The sequence below is a fragment of the Acinetobacter sp. 25-47-122 genome, from assembly GCF_056779695.1.
On the sequence record NZ_JBWYIJ010000001.1, the window covers coordinates 194,513 to 213,585 of the forward strand.

General features: G+C 38.9%; 19 protein-coding genes, 3 tRNA genes, 1 other RNA gene and 1 pseudogene. 13 read left to right on the forward strand and 11 right to left on the reverse strand.

Features of this window, described 5'->3' with window-relative positions; genetic code table 11:
• Nucleotides 1–161: 161 nt before the first annotated feature.
• A complete protein-coding gene (locus AC1M9P_RS00845) occupies nt 162–524 on the forward strand; it encodes a hypothetical protein (protein WP_481586480.1) in 363 nt (120 codons plus the stop codon).
• A gap of 57 nt (nt 525–581) precedes the next feature.
• Here AC1M9P_RS00845 and AC1M9P_RS00850 read toward each other — a convergent pair.
• The 4 genes from AC1M9P_RS00850 to coaD all read right to left on the reverse strand — a co-directional run bounded on the left by AC1M9P_RS00850 (nt 582) and on the right by coaD (nt 1,897).
• Nucleotides 582–658: transfer RNA gene (locus tag AC1M9P_RS00850), tRNA-Met, on the reverse strand.
• Between the two features lie 72 nt (nt 659–730).
• Nucleotides 731–1,112: RNase P RNA component class A (gene rnpB, locus AC1M9P_RS00855), an RNA gene on the reverse strand.
• Between the two features lie 28 nt (nt 1,113–1,140).
• The gene (locus AC1M9P_RS00860; RefSeq protein WP_180027945.1) at nt 1,141–1,404 is read right to left on the reverse strand and encodes a YfhL family 4Fe-4S dicluster ferredoxin; all 264 of its coding nucleotides are present in this window, start codon (nt 1,402–1,404) and stop codon (nt 1,141–1,143) included.
• A 1-nt stretch (nt 1,405) separates the two neighbouring features.
• Nucleotides 1,406–1,897, reverse strand: a complete 492-nt coding sequence (gene coaD, locus AC1M9P_RS00865) for a pantetheine-phosphate adenylyltransferase (RefSeq protein ID WP_035269911.1) — start codon at nt 1,895–1,897, stop codon at nt 1,406–1,408.
• A 139-nt stretch (nt 1,898–2,036) separates the two neighbouring features.
• Between coaD and smpB the strand changes: the two genes are divergently transcribed.
• Entirely contained in the window at nt 2,037–2,513 is a 477-nt protein-coding gene (gene smpB, locus AC1M9P_RS00870; RefSeq protein ID WP_035269908.1) for an SsrA-binding protein SmpB, read from the forward strand.
• Nucleotides 2,514–2,542: 29 nt separating this feature from the next.
• Here the strand turns inward: smpB and AC1M9P_RS00875 are convergent, their stop codons facing one another.
• From AC1M9P_RS00875 to rluD, 5 genes and pseudogenes are all read right to left on the reverse strand, one after another.
• Nucleotides 2,543–3,862, reverse strand: a complete 1,320-nt coding sequence (locus tag AC1M9P_RS00875; RefSeq protein WP_481586481.1) for a hypothetical protein — start codon at nt 3,860–3,862, stop codon at nt 2,543–2,545.
• Nucleotides 3,863–4,099: 237 nt separating this feature from the next.
• Nucleotides 4,100–5,407 (reverse strand): hypothetical protein, encoded by a 1,308-nt coding sequence (locus tag AC1M9P_RS00880; RefSeq protein WP_481586482.1) that lies wholly within the window; start codon nt 5,405–5,407, stop codon nt 4,100–4,102.
• 263 nt (nt 5,408–5,670) lie between these two features.
• Nucleotides 5,671–6,232: pseudogene (locus AC1M9P_RS00885) on the reverse strand (flavodoxin family protein).
• On the reverse strand, nt 6,233–7,015 hold the full coding sequence (gene pgeF / locus AC1M9P_RS00890; protein ID WP_481586483.1) for a peptidoglycan editing factor PgeF: 783 nt from the start codon (nt 7,013–7,015) through the stop codon (nt 6,233–6,235).
• A gap of 17 nt (nt 7,016–7,032) precedes the next feature.
• Entirely contained in the window at nt 7,033–8,085 is a 1,053-nt protein-coding gene (gene rluD, locus AC1M9P_RS00895) for a 23S rRNA pseudouridine(1911/1915/1917) synthase RluD (RefSeq protein WP_180027949.1), read from the reverse strand.
• 71 nt (nt 8,086–8,156) lie between these two features.
• On the opposite strand from rluD, the gene AC1M9P_RS00900 reads away from it, so the two are divergent.
• Both AC1M9P_RS00900 and AC1M9P_RS00905 read left to right on the forward strand, forming a co-directional pair.
• Nucleotides 8,157–9,173 (forward strand): outer membrane protein assembly factor BamD, encoded by a 1,017-nt coding sequence (locus AC1M9P_RS00900; RefSeq protein ID WP_481586484.1) that lies wholly within the window; start codon nt 8,157–8,159, stop codon nt 9,171–9,173.
• 129 nt (nt 9,174–9,302) lie between these two features.
• Complete coding sequence (locus AC1M9P_RS00905; RefSeq protein ID WP_481586485.1) at nt 9,303–11,198, forward strand: DNA primase; 1,896 nt, start codon at nt 9,303–9,305, stop codon at nt 11,196–11,198.
• A gap of 23 nt (nt 11,199–11,221) precedes the next feature.
• Here AC1M9P_RS00905 and hemA read toward each other — a convergent pair whose 3' ends face one another.
• Nucleotides 11,222–12,505 (reverse strand): glutamyl-tRNA reductase, encoded by a 1,284-nt coding sequence (hemA, locus tag AC1M9P_RS00910; RefSeq protein WP_481586486.1) that lies wholly within the window; start codon nt 12,503–12,505, stop codon nt 11,222–11,224.
• Nucleotides 12,506–12,581: 76 nt separating this feature from the next.
• Between hemA and AC1M9P_RS00915 the strand changes: the two genes are divergently transcribed.
• The 9 genes from AC1M9P_RS00915 to panD all read left to right on the forward strand — a co-directional run bounded on the left by AC1M9P_RS00915 (nt 12,582) and on the right by panD (nt 18,485).
• Nucleotides 12,582–14,294, forward strand: a complete 1,713-nt coding sequence (locus tag AC1M9P_RS00915) for a tetratricopeptide repeat protein (protein ID WP_481586487.1) — start codon at nt 12,582–12,584, stop codon at nt 14,292–14,294.
• A gap of 6 nt (nt 14,295–14,300) precedes the next feature.
• Nucleotides 14,301–14,885, forward strand: a complete 585-nt coding sequence (gene lolB / locus AC1M9P_RS00920; protein WP_481586488.1) for a lipoprotein insertase outer membrane protein LolB — start codon at nt 14,301–14,303, stop codon at nt 14,883–14,885.
• Between the two features lie 12 nt (nt 14,886–14,897).
• A complete protein-coding gene (ispE, locus tag AC1M9P_RS00925; RefSeq protein WP_481586489.1) occupies nt 14,898–15,728 on the forward strand; it encodes a 4-(cytidine 5'-diphospho)-2-C-methyl-D-erythritol kinase in 831 nt (276 codons plus the stop codon).
• Between the two features lie 5 nt (nt 15,729–15,733).
• A tRNA-Gln gene (locus AC1M9P_RS00930) sits at nt 15,734–15,808 on the forward strand.
• A gap of 91 nt (nt 15,809–15,899) precedes the next feature.
• Nucleotides 15,900–15,974 (forward strand) — tRNA-Gln (locus AC1M9P_RS00935).
• Nucleotides 15,975–16,010: 36 nt separating this feature from the next.
• Nucleotides 16,011–16,964: a ribose-phosphate pyrophosphokinase gene (locus AC1M9P_RS00940; protein ID WP_035269283.1), complete on the forward strand. Its 954-nt coding sequence runs from the start codon at nt 16,011–16,013 to the stop codon at nt 16,962–16,964.
• A 98-nt stretch (nt 16,965–17,062) separates the two neighbouring features.
• Nucleotides 17,063–17,359 (forward strand): 50S ribosomal protein L25, encoded by a 297-nt coding sequence (rplY, locus tag AC1M9P_RS00945; RefSeq protein WP_035269282.1) that lies wholly within the window; start codon nt 17,063–17,065, stop codon nt 17,357–17,359.
• Nucleotides 17,360–17,378: 19 nt separating this feature from the next.
• Nucleotides 17,379–17,957, forward strand: coding sequence for an aminoacyl-tRNA hydrolase (gene pth, locus AC1M9P_RS00950; RefSeq protein ID WP_035269278.1), 579 nt, complete (start codon nt 17,379–17,381; stop codon nt 17,955–17,957).
• A 147-nt stretch (nt 17,958–18,104) separates the two neighbouring features.
• Nucleotides 18,105–18,485 (forward strand): aspartate 1-decarboxylase, encoded by a 381-nt coding sequence (gene panD, locus AC1M9P_RS00955; RefSeq protein WP_035269276.1) that lies wholly within the window; start codon nt 18,105–18,107, stop codon nt 18,483–18,485.
• Nucleotides 18,486–18,543: 58 nt separating this feature from the next.
• Here panD and AC1M9P_RS00960 read toward each other — a convergent pair whose 3' ends face one another.
• Nucleotides 18,544–19,050 (reverse strand): DUF1289 domain-containing protein, encoded by a 507-nt coding sequence (locus AC1M9P_RS00960; RefSeq protein ID WP_171076814.1) that lies wholly within the window; start codon nt 19,048–19,050, stop codon nt 18,544–18,546.
• Nucleotides 19,051–19,073 lie beyond the last annotated feature (23 nt).

A 19,073-nucleotide genomic window follows, 5' to 3' on the forward strand; every position in this document is an offset into this window, starting at 1 on the left:
CAAGCATACGAAAGCACTAATGATCACCCTTTATACAAATAAACCTTATTTGAACAAAATTAATCCATAATTATATGATTTTATTGTAATAGTAAGGTTTCAATAACATCAAAATCATGCTCAATCCTCAATATTTCATTCTCATATGCTGTTTAAGCCTTGTGAACGGATGCCAAACGATTCATCCCATATTTGTGAATTATCACGGTGTACGCATGGATGTCGCTCAATGGATCAATGCTCAAAATTTTATAACCATGCAACAAAAACGAACTCTAGTTCAATTAAGCCGTGCTCAACAAAAGCTCGTGCATATTGATGTCATTCCTGAAGATCATAAACTTGCCGTGAGTAAAGAGAATGCGGTTGCTCTTCATTGTGCACAGCTTTATTTGTGTGAGCAAAAAATTGAAAGCTTGCAAAATATTGTGTTTTCAAATGTAAATCAGACAGCCGTTTTAGCACAATTTGAACAAGAGTTTCCAAAAATTAAGCTAGATTCTCAGCTTATTCAGTGCCAATGAGAACTCAAGATTTCACACATAAAAAAAGACCACACTAGTGAGTGTGGTCTATAAAAATGGTGGCTATGACGGGACTTGAACCTGTGACCCCCGCATTATGAGTGCGGTGCTCTAACCAACTGAGCTACATAGCCGTAAACTGTGGGCGCATTATCTACTTGATTGATGTATCCGTCAAGTAATATCGGCACTGTTTGATCAAAATTTGTTGAAGTGAGCCGATAAGCCGGGTTCTGTCTAGAACGATCATTCCTCTAGGCATACAATCACTCATATGCTCAAGCGACCTACCCGAATCCAGTATGGGCCATACCTTAAGGATTCCTATTTGGTCTTGCTTCAGGTGGGGTTTACCATGCCATGAACTGTTACCAGTCATGCGGTGCGCTCTTACCGCACCCTTTCACCCTTACCATATTCTAGGCTAAACCGAAGTTCAGTTGCAAAATGGCGGTCTACTCTCTGCTGCACTTTCCGTAGGCTTACGCCTCCCAGGCGTTACCTGGCACCTTGCCCGATGAAGCCCGGACTTTCCTCCCCTGCTTTAGTCACGAAGACCTTCACAGCAGCGATCGTCTGGCTCACTTCAAGTGGCGCATCTTAACAAACTTTGAGATCAATTGCTCGTGCTTTTTTGAGCAATTAGTTTTTTATACTTTTCCAGCAATTCATCCTCAGATTCCACATGATTAGGATCTTTAGGAATACAGTCTACCGGGCAGAATAATGAACACTGGGGTTGGTCATAATGACCAATACATTCAGTACATAGATTCGGATCAATTTCATAGATCAGTTCACCCATATAAATCGCTTCATTTGGGCATACAGGCTCACAAACGTCACAATTGATGCACTCATCCGTAATAATTAAAGACACTCTACCAACCTTGCTGATGCTTACGTTCAAATGCCTCAACAACTGCTTTTGGCACAAATTTCGTCACATCACCTTTCAAACGTGCAATTTCACGAACTAATGTGGATGAAATAAACGAGTATTGCTCTGACGGCGTTAAAAATACAGCTTCAAAATTTGAATCTAATTGACGATTCATATTTGCAAGTTGAAACTCATATTCAAAGTCAGACACTGCTCTTAAACCTCTGAGTACAGCTGTTGCCTTTTGCTCTTGAAAAAAATTCACCAATAAACCATCAAAACCAACAAACTCTACATTGTCTAAATGGCTTAACGATGATTTTGCAAGCGCAACTCGCTCATCTAAACTAAACACTGGATTTTTGTGATGACCAATTGCAATCGCAACTACAACTTCATCAAACATTTTTGCAGCACGAGATACAAGATCAATATGACCATTGGTAATAGGATCGAATGTTCCCGGATAGATGACACGAGTTTTAGACATCCATTTATACTCTAAGATTATTATGTAGGCGCATAGTTTAACAAAAACTCAATTCACACGCACACTTGTTGACAGTGAAATGACTTCACCTCAAGCCAAGTTTGAGGCAAAATAGGTCTAATCTTGGAATATTTGTATTATGTCGAAATCGATTGTAGTAAAAAAAAATAATAGTGGCACTATTGCGCTTAACAAACGTGCACGTCACGATTATTTTATTGAGGAAAAATTTGAAGCTGGTTTAGCGTTACAAGGTTGGGAAGTAAAATCTCTTCGTGCTGGACGCATGAGTATCACGGAAAGCTATATTATTTTCAAAAATAATGAAGCTTATTTATTTGGTGCTCAAATTCAACCTCTTCTTTCTGCTTCAACTCATATCGTTCCCGAAGCAACACGTACTCGTAAGCTACTTCTTTCACGTCGCGAACTCGAGAAACTCCAAGGAGCGATCAATCAAAAAGGTTACACATGTGTACCTTTGGCGTGCTATTGGAAAGGTCGTTTAGTCAAACTCGAAATTGCACTTGTTAAAGGTAAACAATTACACGATAAACGTGCCACTGAAAAAGACCGCGATTGGCAGCGTGATAAAGCAAGAATTTTTCATAAATAAAAAAACCGCTCATTTGAGCGGTTTTTTTATTAACAAAACCTTAAATTTCCATAACAGTTTGGAGCAAAGGTCTGATTTTTAAGTTGTAAATCTTTTAATGGAAAATTTACATTGGTATTCGGCAAATGAACATTCCCAACACCAAGTTTGTCACCAAACAGACAATCAAGTGCATTACAAGATGGAGGATTTCGACTGATATAATCACTGATTGGTCCAACCACTTGTTTTAACACATCATTCGTAATATCGATACGCTTCTCAGGTGTTACATCCCCAATATTGATCGAATCATTAAATGCCATCCACCAACCCTGCTGTGCAGCAACGTCAGCATTTGGCCACCAGATTTCACTGTTTTGAACAGAGAGTGAGAATGGATTGTTTACAGGGATTTTATGAATTAAACCTAAGTTTTGATCTACCGTAATGTTGGCTTTTAAACCTGTAATGTTACCACTGACCTCTTTTTGCAAATTCAGTAATCCCACCCCTAGCACTTGGATATTAGCCGTGAGATTACCACCAAAATTCAATTGATTGATATTGGCAACACCTGTCAATTGTGCAGAACTCATTCGAGTACCAGAGACCGTAGTTCCATTAATTTGAATTGGTGCAGTCGTTTCTTGTAATGCTAAATTGTAATTATTCGATTTAAAATCGAGTGTCAAAGTAGGTGCAATAATACAAATCAAACAAATTCTTGCATTCACTTTTCCATCGATAGTTTGACCAGTATCGGCATAGGTCATACTTCGAGCATTAGTATAGCCCATACCCTGAGTGGGATTAATTTTTAAATAACCACTGAGTGAGTTAATACCATTCGGTTTATCAGAGTTTTCATCACCAAGCGTCAGTAAACCTAATACTTTTTCAGCACTGAGACGCAAACCCACAACTTCTCGAGTTGATGCAGATGTTGGATTTTTTACCGCAAACTCTAAAAATGGATTGGTTAGCTTGGCTGAAGAACCCGCACGACCCTCTCTAGTGTCTGACATACCACTCAAACTCAGATTTTCGATATCAATATCACATCCACCTGCTCCATTAATACCACCACAGCCAAGTTGTAAATGCTTAATATTTGCATTGAGTTCTATATCTGCTTCCATTCCAAGCTTATAAAAGCCAACGCCTTTACCTCGCATATTGTTTGCCCCGTCATTGGGATCAATATAACTCATACTTAATAAAGCTTGACCGTTTGTCGCAGATAACTCTTCATCAGTCATCATTTTTAAATCATTCTGAATGTTATTAGCAGTTGCAGACAAAGGAATCAACACTAAGCAAGATGTTGATAAAATCAATTTGATAGAAACAAGTAAACTCTTCAACATTAGAGTCTCCGTATTATTTTTATTCAGGCTTAATCCATAAGCAACAGCATTACTATCTATAAATTACTGAAAAAAATAAAGAGGCACAAAAACTTGCTAAATGGGTTGAAATATAGAAATTATAACAAAATTGAATATTTTTTAGAGACTTACATCACATTACACAACATTAAAGCGTGATGTAAATAATCATTTATCCGATGAAATGCAAACTAAAAATTCACGCACATCACTTATTTAACAGAATCTTAAATTTCCATAACAGTTTGGAGCAAAAGTTTGATTTTTTAGTTGGAGGTCTTTTAATGGAAAATTCACACTTGTATTCGGTAAATGAATATTTCCTATAGTCAAAGGAGTACCTCCAACACACCCAATTAAGCCCTGACATTGAATAGGAGATTTCGTTAAATATCCACTTATTGGGTCAATGACCTGTTGTAACACACCATTAGTGATTTGAATCTTTTCCGAGGGAGTTACATCGCCAATATTAATACTGTCCTCAAAAGCCATCCACCATCCAACTTTCGAAGGAACCTCTGCTCCAGGCCACCAAGTTTCTTGATTTTGCATTGATAGAGAAAAAGGATTATTCAAAGGTATTTTATGTATTAATCCTAAATTCTGATTAACGGTAATGTTTGCTTTAAGACCTGTAATATTTCCACCCTCTACTGGTTTTTCAATCTTAAATAAACCACCAGTAATATTTAAACTTGCCTCCAAATCACCAGCAAAATTAATACGATTAATATCTGCATACCCACTCAATTGCGCAGAATTCATTCGTGTACCGTTAACAGTTGTACCATTTAAAAAAATGTTAGCATTCGATGACTCTAAAGCTAAATTGTAATTTTTAGACTCCACTCCTAATGGGATTGTTGTACATAGAACAAAACATAATCTTGCATCGATGTTCGCTTTAATTACTTTCCCAGTATCTTGATAAGTCATATTTCTTGCCGCAGTTTGTCCAATCCCCGTACTAGGGTCAATTTTTAAATAACCACTGAGCGAGTTAATACCATTCGGTTTGGCAGAGTTTTCATCACCTAGCGTCAGCAAACCTAATACTTTTTCAGCACTGAGACGCAAACCAACAACTTCTCGCGTTGATGCCGATGTTGGATTTTTTATCGCAAACTCTAAAAATGGATTGGTTAACTTGGCTGAAGAACCTACACGACCTTCTCTGGTGTCTGACATCCCACTCAAACTCAGATTTTCGATATCAATGTCACATCCACCTGCTCCATTAATACCACCACAACCAAGTTGTAAATGCTTAATATTTGCATTGAGTTCTATATCTGCTTCCATTCCAAGCTTATAAAAGCCAACACCTTTACCTCGCATATTGTTTGCCCCATCATTGGGGTCGATGTAACTCATACTTAATAAAGCTTGACCAGAAATGTCAGACAACTCCCGATCGTCCAATTTTTCCATCGTAGTTTGAGCGCACACCAGTGGTGAGAACATGAGAACAGACATTAAAACAGCTAAATTGAACCCTATTTTTTTTGAAATGTAGGTCATGAATGACTCCAAACCTTGTAATTTTTTGGCAACCAAGTCCAATTGCGCACGTTTTTATTCGATGATTAATTATAATTATTTTCAAAATTTAATGTGAAATATTTAGCACTATTTTGTAATTAGTTGATCAGATTTTTATGTGGATATTCAAGATTGAGATAAAAAATTATAAATTCGCTTTCAATAACTTAATTAATTTAACTTCATTTTGTATTTACATTGAAAGCGAGCAATAAATAATTAAATTAGATGAAAATGATTTTTTAATCCATGCAATTTAACCTAAATACGGTATTCGCTAAATGTTCACCAAACCATGTGGCCGTTTCAATATCCCCACTCGGAGGTGTTACCTCCACAGGCGCATTATCAGACTGCGTCATGAGTCCCCAAAAAACTAGACATACGATTGAGATCTTGATGCGATCTACCTGTAGACATTAGCGGTAGTACAGACCAAATCATGCCATGTTGCATTGCAAAAAGATTGATATGCTGAAGCACAGCCAACTTATATCCACTTAATCCTCCACCATTTGTGAAACCAGCTGCCAATTTGCCCTGCTATGTTCTCGCTAGCCAACGCTTTGAAGATTGCTCCATAAATAATTTCAACGCTGAGGTTAGACTTCCCATATAAGTAGGACAGCCAAATACAATAGATTCAGCTTGATCAAGCAACTCCCAGTTCACGTCTGTAACATTGATGAGCAATACCTCAATATTGAGTTTTTGTGCACCAATGGCGATATGTTCGGCGACTTTGTTAGTGTGACAAAATGGGATGTAATAAACGATAGCGATGCTTTTACGAAGTTTGGTCAGTCATAGTATGAAACTTTGAGAAATCAGATGAGTTTCTTGATTACTGTGCATAAATACAAATGTCGCCATGCGGCCGGTTTTTGAATTACGGCGATGAGAATAATATGTTTGATCCTCCGTGTAGCTACATCGCTCACCTCCAAGAACCTGTTCCACCCCTAAACTTTTCAATATATGGCGAGCAATCGCATAGAGATCTCCGTAATACTTACCCTCTAGATCTCCCTTTTGAAATGCTGAACTTAATTCTGGAATCCTATCGCAGAATGTGTGCATTACTTCTTCACCCACTTCAAAGCATGGCTGACTAATTGCCGCACCTAACCACGCCCAAGAGGGTTGAGTGCTCATGGCATTGACTGTATTTTCAATAATGCCATTTGCCAATCCTCGCCAACCTGCATGCAAATTAGCGACTTCAGTACCATCCTTGTTACCGAGAACCACCGGTAAACAATCTGCCGTCATCATCATTAATGCATGTTGTTTTTGCTGTGTCACTAAACCATCGCCATTTAGGGCGTGTAAGCTCATGTCATCATTTACAACGTGACAGATTGTACTGTGCGTTTGGTTCATCCAAGTTAATCGATTCACCCCATAGACTGAAAAGTCATTTAACAAGCTCATTCTATGCCGATGAACACGTTCTGGTTGATCATTTACATGCAACGCCAAGTTAAAACCTTCTAAATCAGTCTGTGGTGTTTTCAGTGCGTGAGGGTGACTCAATTCTGTTTGTCCTACCACGACACCTTTGGGCAAACCTTGCACAATTTGCATGTAAACTTTCCTTTAATTTAGTAAGCCTTATTTTCCGTACGAAGAGTCTCAAGTAATGCTGTGAAATCTTCAGGCCATGGTGCTTCAAACATCATTTCTTCACCTGTCCGTGGATGTATTAACCCCAATTTTGATGCATGAAGCGCTTGACGTCTAAACTCTCGTAAATGAGTAGCAAGTTTTTCCGAAGCACCCGCAGGTACTTTGACACGACTGACATAAACTGGATCACCGACCAAAGGGAAACCAATATAAGTGAAATGCACACGAATCTGATGAGTACGTCCAGTTTCTAATTGTGCTTGAACACGTGTGAAATTTTGGAATCTTTCTTTCACATTATAGTGAGTCACGGCATCACGACCACCTGGTAAGATCGCCATTTTTACACGATCTACAGGATGACGTTTAATCGGCTCATCAATTTTACCGCCTGCAATAATATTGCCGTAACAAATTAAATCATAAATTCGATAAACTGATTTTTTCGCTAACTGTTTACTTAAGGAAAATTGAGCTTCTAAATTTTTAGCTACAACCAAGAGACCACTAGTATCTTTATCGATACGGTGTACTAGACCAGCTCGAGATAATTCTGCTGATTTAGGAAAATGATATAAAAGTGCATTAACCAAAGTACCATTCGGGTTTCCTGCGCCAGGATGTACAACCATCCCCACTGGCTTGTTAATGACTAAGATGTCATCATCTTCATAAATAATATCTAAAGGGATATTTTCAGGTTGACTGGTGACTTGGGCTTCAAGCTCTACATCAAGCGTGAGTAGCTCATTCCCTTCACTTTTATATTTTGGTTTCACAACTTGACCATTTACCAACAAATGACCATCCTTCAACCATTGTTTCAATTTTTCACGCGAAAATTCGTTCCAAGCGAGTGCTGCAACTTGATCTATTCGCTGACCAAGAGAACTCTCATCCACTTGAAATTGCAACGATAAACGTGTTGCAGTTGGGGCTGAAGTATGGTTATCTGCATCCTCAGAATCTTCAAGTAAATTGATGTCGATTTCTGGGAAATTAGAATTAGAAGTTTGTGCTGAAGTCATTTGCTCATTCGGACAAAAGTGGTTTAATAGTGCAATTGTAGCCTATTGCCCGTATAAACAGAGGAATTTTTATGTCGCTACCACGTTATAAAGTTACAATGCTTGCTTTATCGCTAGGCTTAGCAGCAACATTTGTGGGCTGTAGCAGTAATCCCAAGAAGGATGTTGTGGATACTGGACCTAAATCAACCGAACAATCTTATTTCGATAAAGCACAAAAAGCATTAGATCGTGGTCAATATAGCGATGCAGCACAATCATTAGAAGCAATTGAAACTTATTACCCTACAGGTCAATATACTCAACAAGCTCAACTCGATCTTTTATATGCTCGTTTTCAACAAAAAGACTATGAAGCTGTTATTGCTCTAGCAGACCGTTTTATTCGGTTAAACTCTCAACATCCTAATGTTGATTATGCTTACTATGTTCGTGGTGTGGCGAATATGGAGCAAAACTATGATGGTCTCATCCGCTACACATCACTCCAACAGGCTCATCGTGATGTCAGCTATTTGAAAGTTGCATATCAAAATTTTGTTGATTTCATTCGTCGTTTCCCAAGTAGTCAGTATGCTGTAGATGCTGCTCAGCGCATGAAGTTTATTGGTCAAGAACTTGCTGAAAGTGAAATGAATGCGGCTCGCTTTAACTTAAAGCGTAAAGCTTGGCTTGCAGCAGTTGAGCGTGGACAATGGGTTGTGGAACATTTCCCTCAAACACCTCAAGTACCAGAAGCGCTTGCAACGATTGCTTACGGATACGATAAACTCGGTGACAAGGCAACATCTCAACAATACGTTGAAGTGCTAAAGCTAAACTACCCTCATCTTGTGAAGTCTAATGGTGAGGTCGATTTACGCGCAGCACGTAAAGATGGAAGTTGGTTAAATCGTGCAACCTTAGGTATTTTAGGTCGTGAAGCACGCAGTCAAACAACAGCAGAAGTATCAGCAGAGCAATCTGACAACACCAATACACAACCCGGTTTATTGAATCGCTTAAGCTTTGGCTTGCTTGGTAATAAAGATCACAATGTGGAAAGTGCGCCAGCAAATGAAAGTATGTACGACCCACAGCGTCAATAATCCATTCTTACGAATCAAAAAAGGTGGGATTACCCACCTTTTTTATTGCATGGCTTTATTTATCGTCTTAAGTGTTTAGGATAGACTTAATTCAATCACTTTATTCCTCATTCTTATGGCTTTTTAATTATGGCAATTCCACAACATACGATTGATCAAATTTTAGATCGAACTGACATCGTCGATCTTATTGGCCAACGTGTGAAATTAAAAAAGTCAGGTCGTACCTATTCAGGCTGTTGTCCTTTTCATCAAGAGAAAACACCTTCTTTTCACGTCTACCGTGATAAGCAATATTTCCACTGTTTCGGTTGCCAAGCCAATGGAAATGCTATTCGCTTTATGATGGATATTGATAATCGCAATTTCATCGAGGTGATTAAAGACCTGGCAAGCCAAACCGGTATCGAATTACCTAAAGACAATCAAGATAATAAAAAACTCTCATACAAGAGAGAACCTATTAAACCTAACCCAGAAAAGCAACCGCAGGCACCCATTGAAGCAGATGCAGGAGAAATCATTTCTCCGCCTGCTTCAGCTTTTGATGTAGATCCTTTTGAAGCATTTCAAAACTATGAATTCGATGAGTATCAATTTAATTCAGATGACTTGAATTCAGTTGAGGTCGCACCTGAAGGTAATTTATACGATCTTCTTGAAAATGTTGCTTTATTTTATGAAAAACAACTTCCAAATAGCCAAATTGCGCAACAGTATTTTCAGCGACGCGGACTAAGTGATACCACGATTAAGTATTGGCGATTAGGTTATGCGCCAGAAGATTGGCAACATCTTGAAAAAGCATTTCCGCAAGATATTGAAGGATTAAAACTACTCGGTTTGATCAGAACCAGTGATTCTGGTCGTGATTTTGATCTACTACGAGAACGTGTCATTTTTCCTATACGTGATGCAAAAGGTCGCGTTGTCGGATTTGGTGGACGAGCATTGAATGACGAGATCAAACCCAAATATATCAACTCGCCTGACTCTGAAGTTTTCCATAAAAACCAACTACTCTATGGCTTATATGAAGGTCGTAAGCTCAAAGCCAATCATTGGTTAATGGTTGAAGGTTACATGGATGTCATCGCATTACAGCAAGCTGGCATTCCTGGCGCAGTTGCCACCTTGGGGACGGCGAGCAATGCTGATCATTTGAATCTATTATTTAAACAAAACAATCAGTTAACTATTGCTTTTGATGGTGATTCGGCTGGTCAAAAAGCAGCTCGACGCACTTTAGAAATTGCACTTCCCCTCTTAAATGATGGTCGTGAACTGAAATTTTTTATTCTACCTGCGGAGCATGATCCTGACTCATTAGTTCGTAAGGACGGTGTTGAAACTTTCAATCGACTTTGGCAACAATCACCACTCTTATCAGAGTTTGCTTTTTCTCTTCTCAGTCAACAATATCAAATCAATACACCTGAAGGTAAAAGTCAGGTCATGGCTGAGTTAAATCAACTCACCAATCTGATGCCTAAGCAAGGTTCGTATCGCTATTTGATTCGTCAATATTTCAAAGAGAAATTAGGATTCAATAAAAAGTGGCAGCCTCAAGTGAGTCTTGACGCTTCATTATCATTTAATATTCGCACACGAGATGAAGATTTCGCAGTGGCAATGTTAATGTACCATCCTTTTCTTTATATTCATTTTGAAGTATTACGTGCAGTGATTCCTGAAGATGAATTGCTTGCAAAAGTATTAAAAATCTTTAATGTCATTTTTGATGATCTGCCAGATGACCAAGAGTTGGCGAGTTATTATATTTTGGGTGCATGTAGCCCATTTCATCATGAACTCTCTGAGATTTTAAAACGTACCAATATTCAAACACTTACTGAAGCCCCTGAAATGGCTGATAAACTTGCCTCAGAATACTCGCTTTCACTTCAAGAAAAATATCTGAGAATCAAATTTAAAGCAGCAAAATCATTAAACGAGTCTAAAAACTTAAGACAACAACTGAATGAGCTAACCAAAAAAATTGGACTACGCTTACTACATGAATAAATAAAAGCGGTCAGTGACCGCTTTTATTTTTTTAGTTTTCGCTGAGCACTAAAAATATCTTCTAAATGATCTTTAATCGTTTCATAGACATCAGGATTTTCATCTTTAGCGACTTCTCTGAGTAAGATGGAAGTAGGATGTAATAGCTTTTGCGTCAAACGATGAGCCATTTCCTGCATGACAATGGCTGCATCATCTCCAGAGGCTAAACGATCTAATGCATGGTTTAATTCAAATGCTTTAACTTTATCTCCATGAGCACGATACTCACTAATTGTCGCTCCAGCTTGTGAAACTTTCTGCTGAGTCACCAATTGTGTTGCTAGTTGATTGACCATCACTTCAGCTTCAACAGCGGCTTGGCGTCGCTGCGCTAAGTTTTCATCAATAACACCTTGAAGATCGTCCACCCCATAAAGGTAAACCCCATCCAAACTTTCAACCTTAGATTCAATATCGCGAGGAACAGCCAAATCCACCATCAACATTTGACGGTAACGACGTTTTTTGAGTGCTGACTTAACATCTTGATAGGAAATGACCTGATGTAAACTTCCTGTACAACTTGAAATCACATCAGCGCGATGTAAATTTTGAGCTAAATCAACAAAAGGAATAATTTCTACCGCAACGCGATGTGATATTTCTTGCGCTAAAATTTCCGCCCGTTCCTGACCACGGTTACAAATTAAAATTTTAGCAACGCCCATTTCGGCTAAATGCTTTGCAACCAAGCTATTCATTTCACCTGCTGCAACCACCATAACGCTTAATTGTTCAGGCTTACTAAAAACTTGTAGTGCTAACTGTGCTACCGCATAACCCATGGATACAGCATGACTACCGACCGCTGTTTCTGAACGCACTTTCTTAGCAGCATAAAATGCATATTCGAAAATACGATTTAAATTTTGTGAAACAACTTCAGACTCTTTTGCTAAATTAAGTGCAGACTTAACTTGCCCCATAATCTGAGGCTCTCCAAGCATGAGTGAATCTAATCCTGATGCAACACGCATCAAATGTGTCACAGCATCTGTATTTTCATAACGGTAAATATGATTTTGTAATTGTTTTACATCAATGCCATTTTTTTGAGCGAGCCAATCTAATACCATCTCCGCATTATCAGCGATGGCGTAGACTTCAGTACGATTACAGGTTGACACCACAACCATATCGTTCAGCTGGTCATGGTGACTTTGTTCAGCCAACAAAAGTTTTAACTTTTCAGGGTTAAAAGCAACTTGCTCTCGTAATTCAACTGAGGCTGTTTGATGGTTGACACCCAATGCAAAGAAAGACATATCAGATCATCAATTGGCTAAATTTATGCTATTGTGCAATAACGGTGTCATAAAAAGCAGTACTTGGATAAAAAAATTGCGTCAAACAATGAGCCGCACAACCGGCATGACAATTCGACAGTATTCTACCACACTCTTGTTAGTGAGTAGCATGACTTACAGTGCTCATATTAGAGCATCTGGAGAATTTTACCATGCCAATTCAAATCATAAAGTTTTACAACAGGCTATGGTTGCAGAATTTGCTTTAGCTGCACATGACACACCGACTGCTTTACACAACTATACCGTACTTGCAATCCAAACCAGTTCAACAGCTTTAAAACAACGTGCACTTAACGTCGCACTCGAACAAAACGACTTACAAGCCGCTTTAGATATTGCAACCCATTGGGTCGTGCAAGAACCCAAAGATGTACCTGCAAAATTCTATCTTGCGCATATCGCATTAAAGTCACACGAATATGAACTTGCTGCTGATGTGCTCGATGATATTTTAAATTTAGATCCTGAATCAGATTTAGAACAAATTCTTGAAGGAATTTCTCCGGAATCCCCTGAGGATCGAGCATATTTATTAAACACTTTGCGTAATAGTAAAACGCGTAACAATCCTTCAATTCTCGTTTTGATTGCGAGTTTACAAGCACAAAATAATGAAATCGAAAATGCCTTAATTACTTTAAATAAAGCATTAAAAAAACGCCCCAAATCAACAGGGTTTATCTTACTGAAAGCAAACTTACTCATGGCTTTAGGCGACGAAGAAGAGACGCTAAAATGGTTTGAAAAAAGTGCTCGTAAAAATCGTAATAATTTAGAGCTCAGTCTGGCTGAAATCCGCTACTTAATTAAACTAAATAAAAATGAACAGGCGTTAAGCAAATTAAAACGCATCATAAAAAAATGGCCTGATTCGGAAGAAGCTCTTTTTATCGCTGGTCTAACATCAATTGATCTCAAAGAATATGAGCTTGCTGAACAGTATTTGGTCGAACTACGTGCATCTGGACAGTATCAAAATGATGCTTATTTTTATTTGGCATTAAATGCTGAACGAAAACAACATTTTGAAACAGCTAAAGCTTATTATCGACTTGTAGATGGTAATTTATATATGGTTTCTAGACGAAATCTAATTTCAATCTATGACAAACAAAATCGCTTAAGTGATGCGCTGCGCTTTCTGACTCAGGAACGGGTGAATTACCCCCAACATGCGAGTTTCTTATATCAAGCACAAGCTGAAATACTCAAAAAAATGGGCAATAACAAAGCTGCCTTGGGCTTACTCAAAGAAGCGGCTAAAAATTTAACTGATGACCCTGAAATTTTATATTCTCAAGTCTTATTACTTGATCCATTTACGGATCGCGATCAATTAGATGAATTGCTTAAAAAATTACTCACGATCGAACCCAATAGTCCAACATATCTGAATGCGTATGCATATACTCTGGCGTTGCAAAATCGTCGTTTAGATGAGGCGAGACAATATGCCGAACAAGCTTTAGACAATGCCCCAGAACAAGCATCTATCTTAGATACCTTAGGCTATATCTGCTTTCTTCAAAACGATTTTGACACTTCCACCCGTGTACTTGCGAAAGCATATCAACTCAGCCAAAGTCCAAATATCGGCATTCGATATGCTAAATCGCTTTATATGCTGGGTTCACTGGAAGAATTTAGCCAAGTGTTACATCAACTCCATAAAAATCATCCAAATCATCCTCAATTGGATCAACTCGATAGTTTATTGTTGCCACAAAATATCAAAAAGAGTTAATACTGTATGATCTTAAATTTAAAATCATTATTGCTGATTGCCACAAGTAGTGCGCTTCTTGGGTTAACTGGCTGTCAAGCAATTCAAACTCAACCATCACAGCCAACAACGCAAAACCTTGAACAATCAAATCAATTTAATCTTCAGGGTAAAATTGGCGTCAAGACCCCCAAGCAATCAGGCAGTGCTTTTTTTACTTGGCAACAGCAAGATGAACAGTTTGATATCGAGTTAAGCGGAATTCTTGGAGTCGGTAAAACTCAAATCTCAGGTCAACCTGGTCAAGTGACACTGAACAGTGCCAAAACTGGTGAAATTACAGCCAACTCACCTGAAGAGTTATTGTTTCGTGCAACAGGTTGGGAAGCACCAATTACTTATTTAGTCGATTGGGTACAAGCTAAGCAAGCGACTGAAGAAGCTGAAATTCAAAAAGACGAATCGATGCGAATCAGTGAAATTAAAGAACAAGGTTGGCATATTCAATTATCTTACAACGGTCAATCTACACAACCAAACCGTTTGATTTTAAAGCAACAACTTGAAGATGGAACTGAAAATCGTATTACAATGGTAATTCAAAATCGTTAAGTTTGATTATTTATGATTCGTGTACCCTCCCCTGCAAAACTGAATTTGTTTTTACACATTACGGGGCGCCGTGAAAATGGTTACCATGAGTTGCAAACTATTTTTCAGTTGATAGATCTTTGTGATTGGATGGAATTTACTCCAATCTCTAACCAATCTATCTCCATTTCAGGCCTATCAGAAGTAAGTCTTGAACAAAATTTGATTTATCGTGCAATGATGATGCTGAAACCCTATGCCAAAAGTGAAAAATTAGGCATTCATGTCAACATCGAAAAAAATATACCGATGGGTGCAGGACTCGGTGGTGGCTCTTCAAATGCGGCTACCGCGTTATTAATCATGAATCAACTTTGGCAATGTGGCTTAAATCGTGATCAATTAGCAGAAATTGGTGTACAACTGGGTGCTGATGTTCCCATCTTCATCCATGGTCGTAATGCATGGGCAGAAGGTATTGGTGAACACTTAACATTCATAGACTTAGATCAAAAACAATACATTGTGTTAAAACCTGACTGTTTTATCAGCACTCAACTGCTTTTTTCACAAAAATCGTTGACAAGAGACACGAAGACCTCTAAATTTTGCGCCTATCAGATAAAGCCATCTGATTTCAGAAATAACTTTGAACCTCTGGCAAGAAGTCTATATGCTGAAGTCGATGAAGCAATGCAATATTTAGATCAGTTCGGTATTGCAAAACTTACAGGTACAGGTGCTTGTGTTTTTACTGAAGTAACGACTGAAATGAACATTGATGACATTCTTGCTCATTCACCTTGTAAAGCTTACTTAGTGAATAGTTTAGAACAATCACCATTGAATCAAATCATCGTTTAAATGATAGGGGCGTCGCCAAGTGGTAAGGCAGCGGGTTTTGATCTCGCCATCCGTTGGTTCGAATCCAGCCGCCCCTGCCAATTTAGTTCAAAAAGACAGAACATTGGTATCATGAGTTGAGTCAAACAATCTTGACAAACCCATATAAAACCATTAAAGTTCTGCCGCATTAGGGGCGTCGCCAAGTGGTAAGGCAGCGGGTTTTGATCTCGCCATCCGTTGGTTCGAATCCAGCCGCCCCTGCCATCTCATTCTATACATTTCAACCGCCAAGGGTGCTTCATGCCCAATCTTGTCGTTTTTAGTGGAACTGCGCATCCACAATTCGCCCAAAAAGTCGTTAGCCACTTGCATATCCCTCTAGGTGCTGCATCTGTAGGTCAATTCTCTGATGGTGAAATCGCTGTCGAAATCACTGAGAATGTCCGTGGTAAAGACGTATTCATCGTTCAGCCTACTTGTGCTCCAACTAATGATAACCTTATGGAAATCTTAGTAATGGCAGATGCATTGCGTCGTGCAAGTGCTGGTCGTATCACTGCTGTGATTCCTTATTTCGGTTATGCTCGCCAAGACCGTCGTCCTCGTTCTTCACGTGTTCCAATTACTGCAAAAGTAGTAGCAGATATGCTAACAACTGTAGGTATTGACCGTGTTGTGATGATCGATCTTCATGCTGACCAAATTCAAGGTTTCTTCGACATCCCTGTAGACAACATTTACGGTACGCCAGCGCTTTTAGCTGACTTACGTCAACAGTCTCATGACAACCTTATGGTTGTTTCGCCAGACGTTGGTGGTGTTGTTCGTGCTCGTGCTGTTGCGAAACAAATGGGCGATATCGATTTAGCTATCATCGACAAACGTCGTCAAAAAGCAAATGAATCACAAGTGATGCATTTGATTGGTGATGTTAAAGATCGCGACTGCGTGATCGTTGATGACATGGTTGATACTGCTGGTACTTTATGTAAAGCCGCTGATGCATTGAAGACTTTTGGTGCGCGTCGTGTCGTAGCATATGCTACTCACCCTGTTTTATCTGGTAAAGCGATCGAGAATTTGAAAAACTCTGTTATCGATGAACTTGTTGTGACAGATACAATTCCGCTTTCAGAAGAAGCTTTAGCTCTTGGTAAGATTCGCCAAGTTTCAGTTGCGAGTATGGTTGCTGAAACAATTCGTCGTATTAACAACGAAGAATCTATTAGCGCAATGTTCGATTCTTATCTATAATAGAGCGCTAAAATTTTAAAGCCCTGCCTTTTGGTAGGGCTTTCTATCACTAGATCGGTCGCAGATCTAGTTCACTTAACTTAAATAGGATGTCTCTCATGGCAAACTTCGTATTAAATGCAGTAGCACGTGAAGAAGCAGTACAAGGGAAAGGTGCGAGCCGCCGCCTTCGTCTTCAATCTAAAGTTCCTGCTATCATCTATGGTGGTGATGCTGCACCTGTAGCAATTACACTTGAGCTTCGTCAGCTTGTTAAATACTTAGAAGACAACGCTTTCTTTGAAGAAGTAATTGAAATTGATGTTGATGGTAAAGTTGAAAGCGTTAAAATCCAAGCTTTACAACGTCACCCAGCTAAAAACACTCCAATGCACGCTGACTTCAAACGCGCATAAGTGTTGATGGTGTAAATTAGTGTCTCATATTTCACTGATTGTTGGTTTGGGCAACCCTGGTAAAGAGTATGCTCAAACCCGCCATAATGCAGGCTTCTGGTATGTAGAACGTCTTGCAGAACAATATGGCATAACACTTAAAAATGACCCTAAGTTTAATGGATTAAGTGGTCGCGGTAATGTAGAAGGACAAGATGTTCGACTTTTATTACCTTCAACCTTTATGAACCGTTCTGGTCAAAGTGTTGTACCCTTCGCAAAATTCTACCAAATCTCTCCAGAAGCAATGCTTATTGCTCACGATGAACTTGATATGGATCCAGGTATCATTCGCCTCAAAACGGGTGGTGGTCATGGTGGTCATAACGGTTTACGTGACATTGTTCCTCATACTGGCCCTAACTTCCATCGTTTACGTATTGGAATTGGACACCCTGGATCAAAAGACCGTGTATCAGGTCATGTTCTAGGTAAAGCACCCTCAAGTGAACAAACGCTCATTGACGATGCAATTCATCACGCACTAAGTCGTACAAAATTATTAGTGAATGGTGAAATTCAGCAGGCAATGAATCAAATAAATGCCTACAAGCCGTAGTTGATAAATTTAATTTTTGTTCAACAATTTTTCTTGCCACGATGAAAATTTGAGGGCAAAATGCGCTTTCAAATGCTTCACCCAAATTAAAAAACTGTTGTTTCTAGATAATAAAACAATCTTAGAACAACTCAGGAGACGCTTCCCATGCTATCTCGTTTATTAAAAGCTAAAATCCACCGTGCAGTTGTAACACAAGCTGAACTTCATTATGAAGGTTCATGTGCAATTGATGGTGTATTACTAGATTTAGCTGGTATTCGTGAATATGAAGAAATTCATATTTGGAATGTAACTAATGGCAAGCGTTTTACAACTTACGCAATCCGTGGTGAAGAAAACTCAGGCATTATTTCTGTAAATGGTGGTGCTGCTCACCAAGCAGATTTAGGTGACATTATTATTATCGCGACTTTCGGTGATTTTACTGTTGCAGAAGCTGATGCACATAAACCACGTTTGGTTTATGCAAATCCAGATAACACTGTGAATCACACAGCAAACTGTATTCCTGTCCAAGTTGCTTAATGATTGACTAAAAACTCGCTTACTTGAGCGAGTTTTTTTATAACAAATTATCATAGAATTACTCTTCATCCACCAACTGCAAGCTCTGGCTAATCCCATCTGCTCTTAACCAAGCTAATTCATAACTGGCATTCGCCAACGCAAGAACCCGACGTTCAAACTCAGTCCAGATCGGTTTAACATGTGGAGCTGAAATACCTAAACCACTCTGCTCTGCTAAATGCTTGTTTTTTTCGCAAATTTTAAGCGCATGATATAATTTTCGGCCTTTTGAAGCATTCTCCAATACTCGGATTCTTTTTGATTCAATGAATTTTTCCACCTCAGAAAGTTGAGCATGAGGAAGCATTGGAACCAAAATTTGATCCAGTTGTTGATCTAAACGCTTCCAAATACTCAGTCGTTGTTCTTCATTATAAGTATTCCATTGAATCACTTCATGATTAAAACGTCGACAACCACGACATACCGCGTCACCAAACACTGTTGAACAACGTCCCGCACATGGTGTTAATGATGGGATTCGACGCGCTGTATTCAAAATATTTTCCTCATATAAAACCATAAATTCTCTATGGCTTTCTCGCA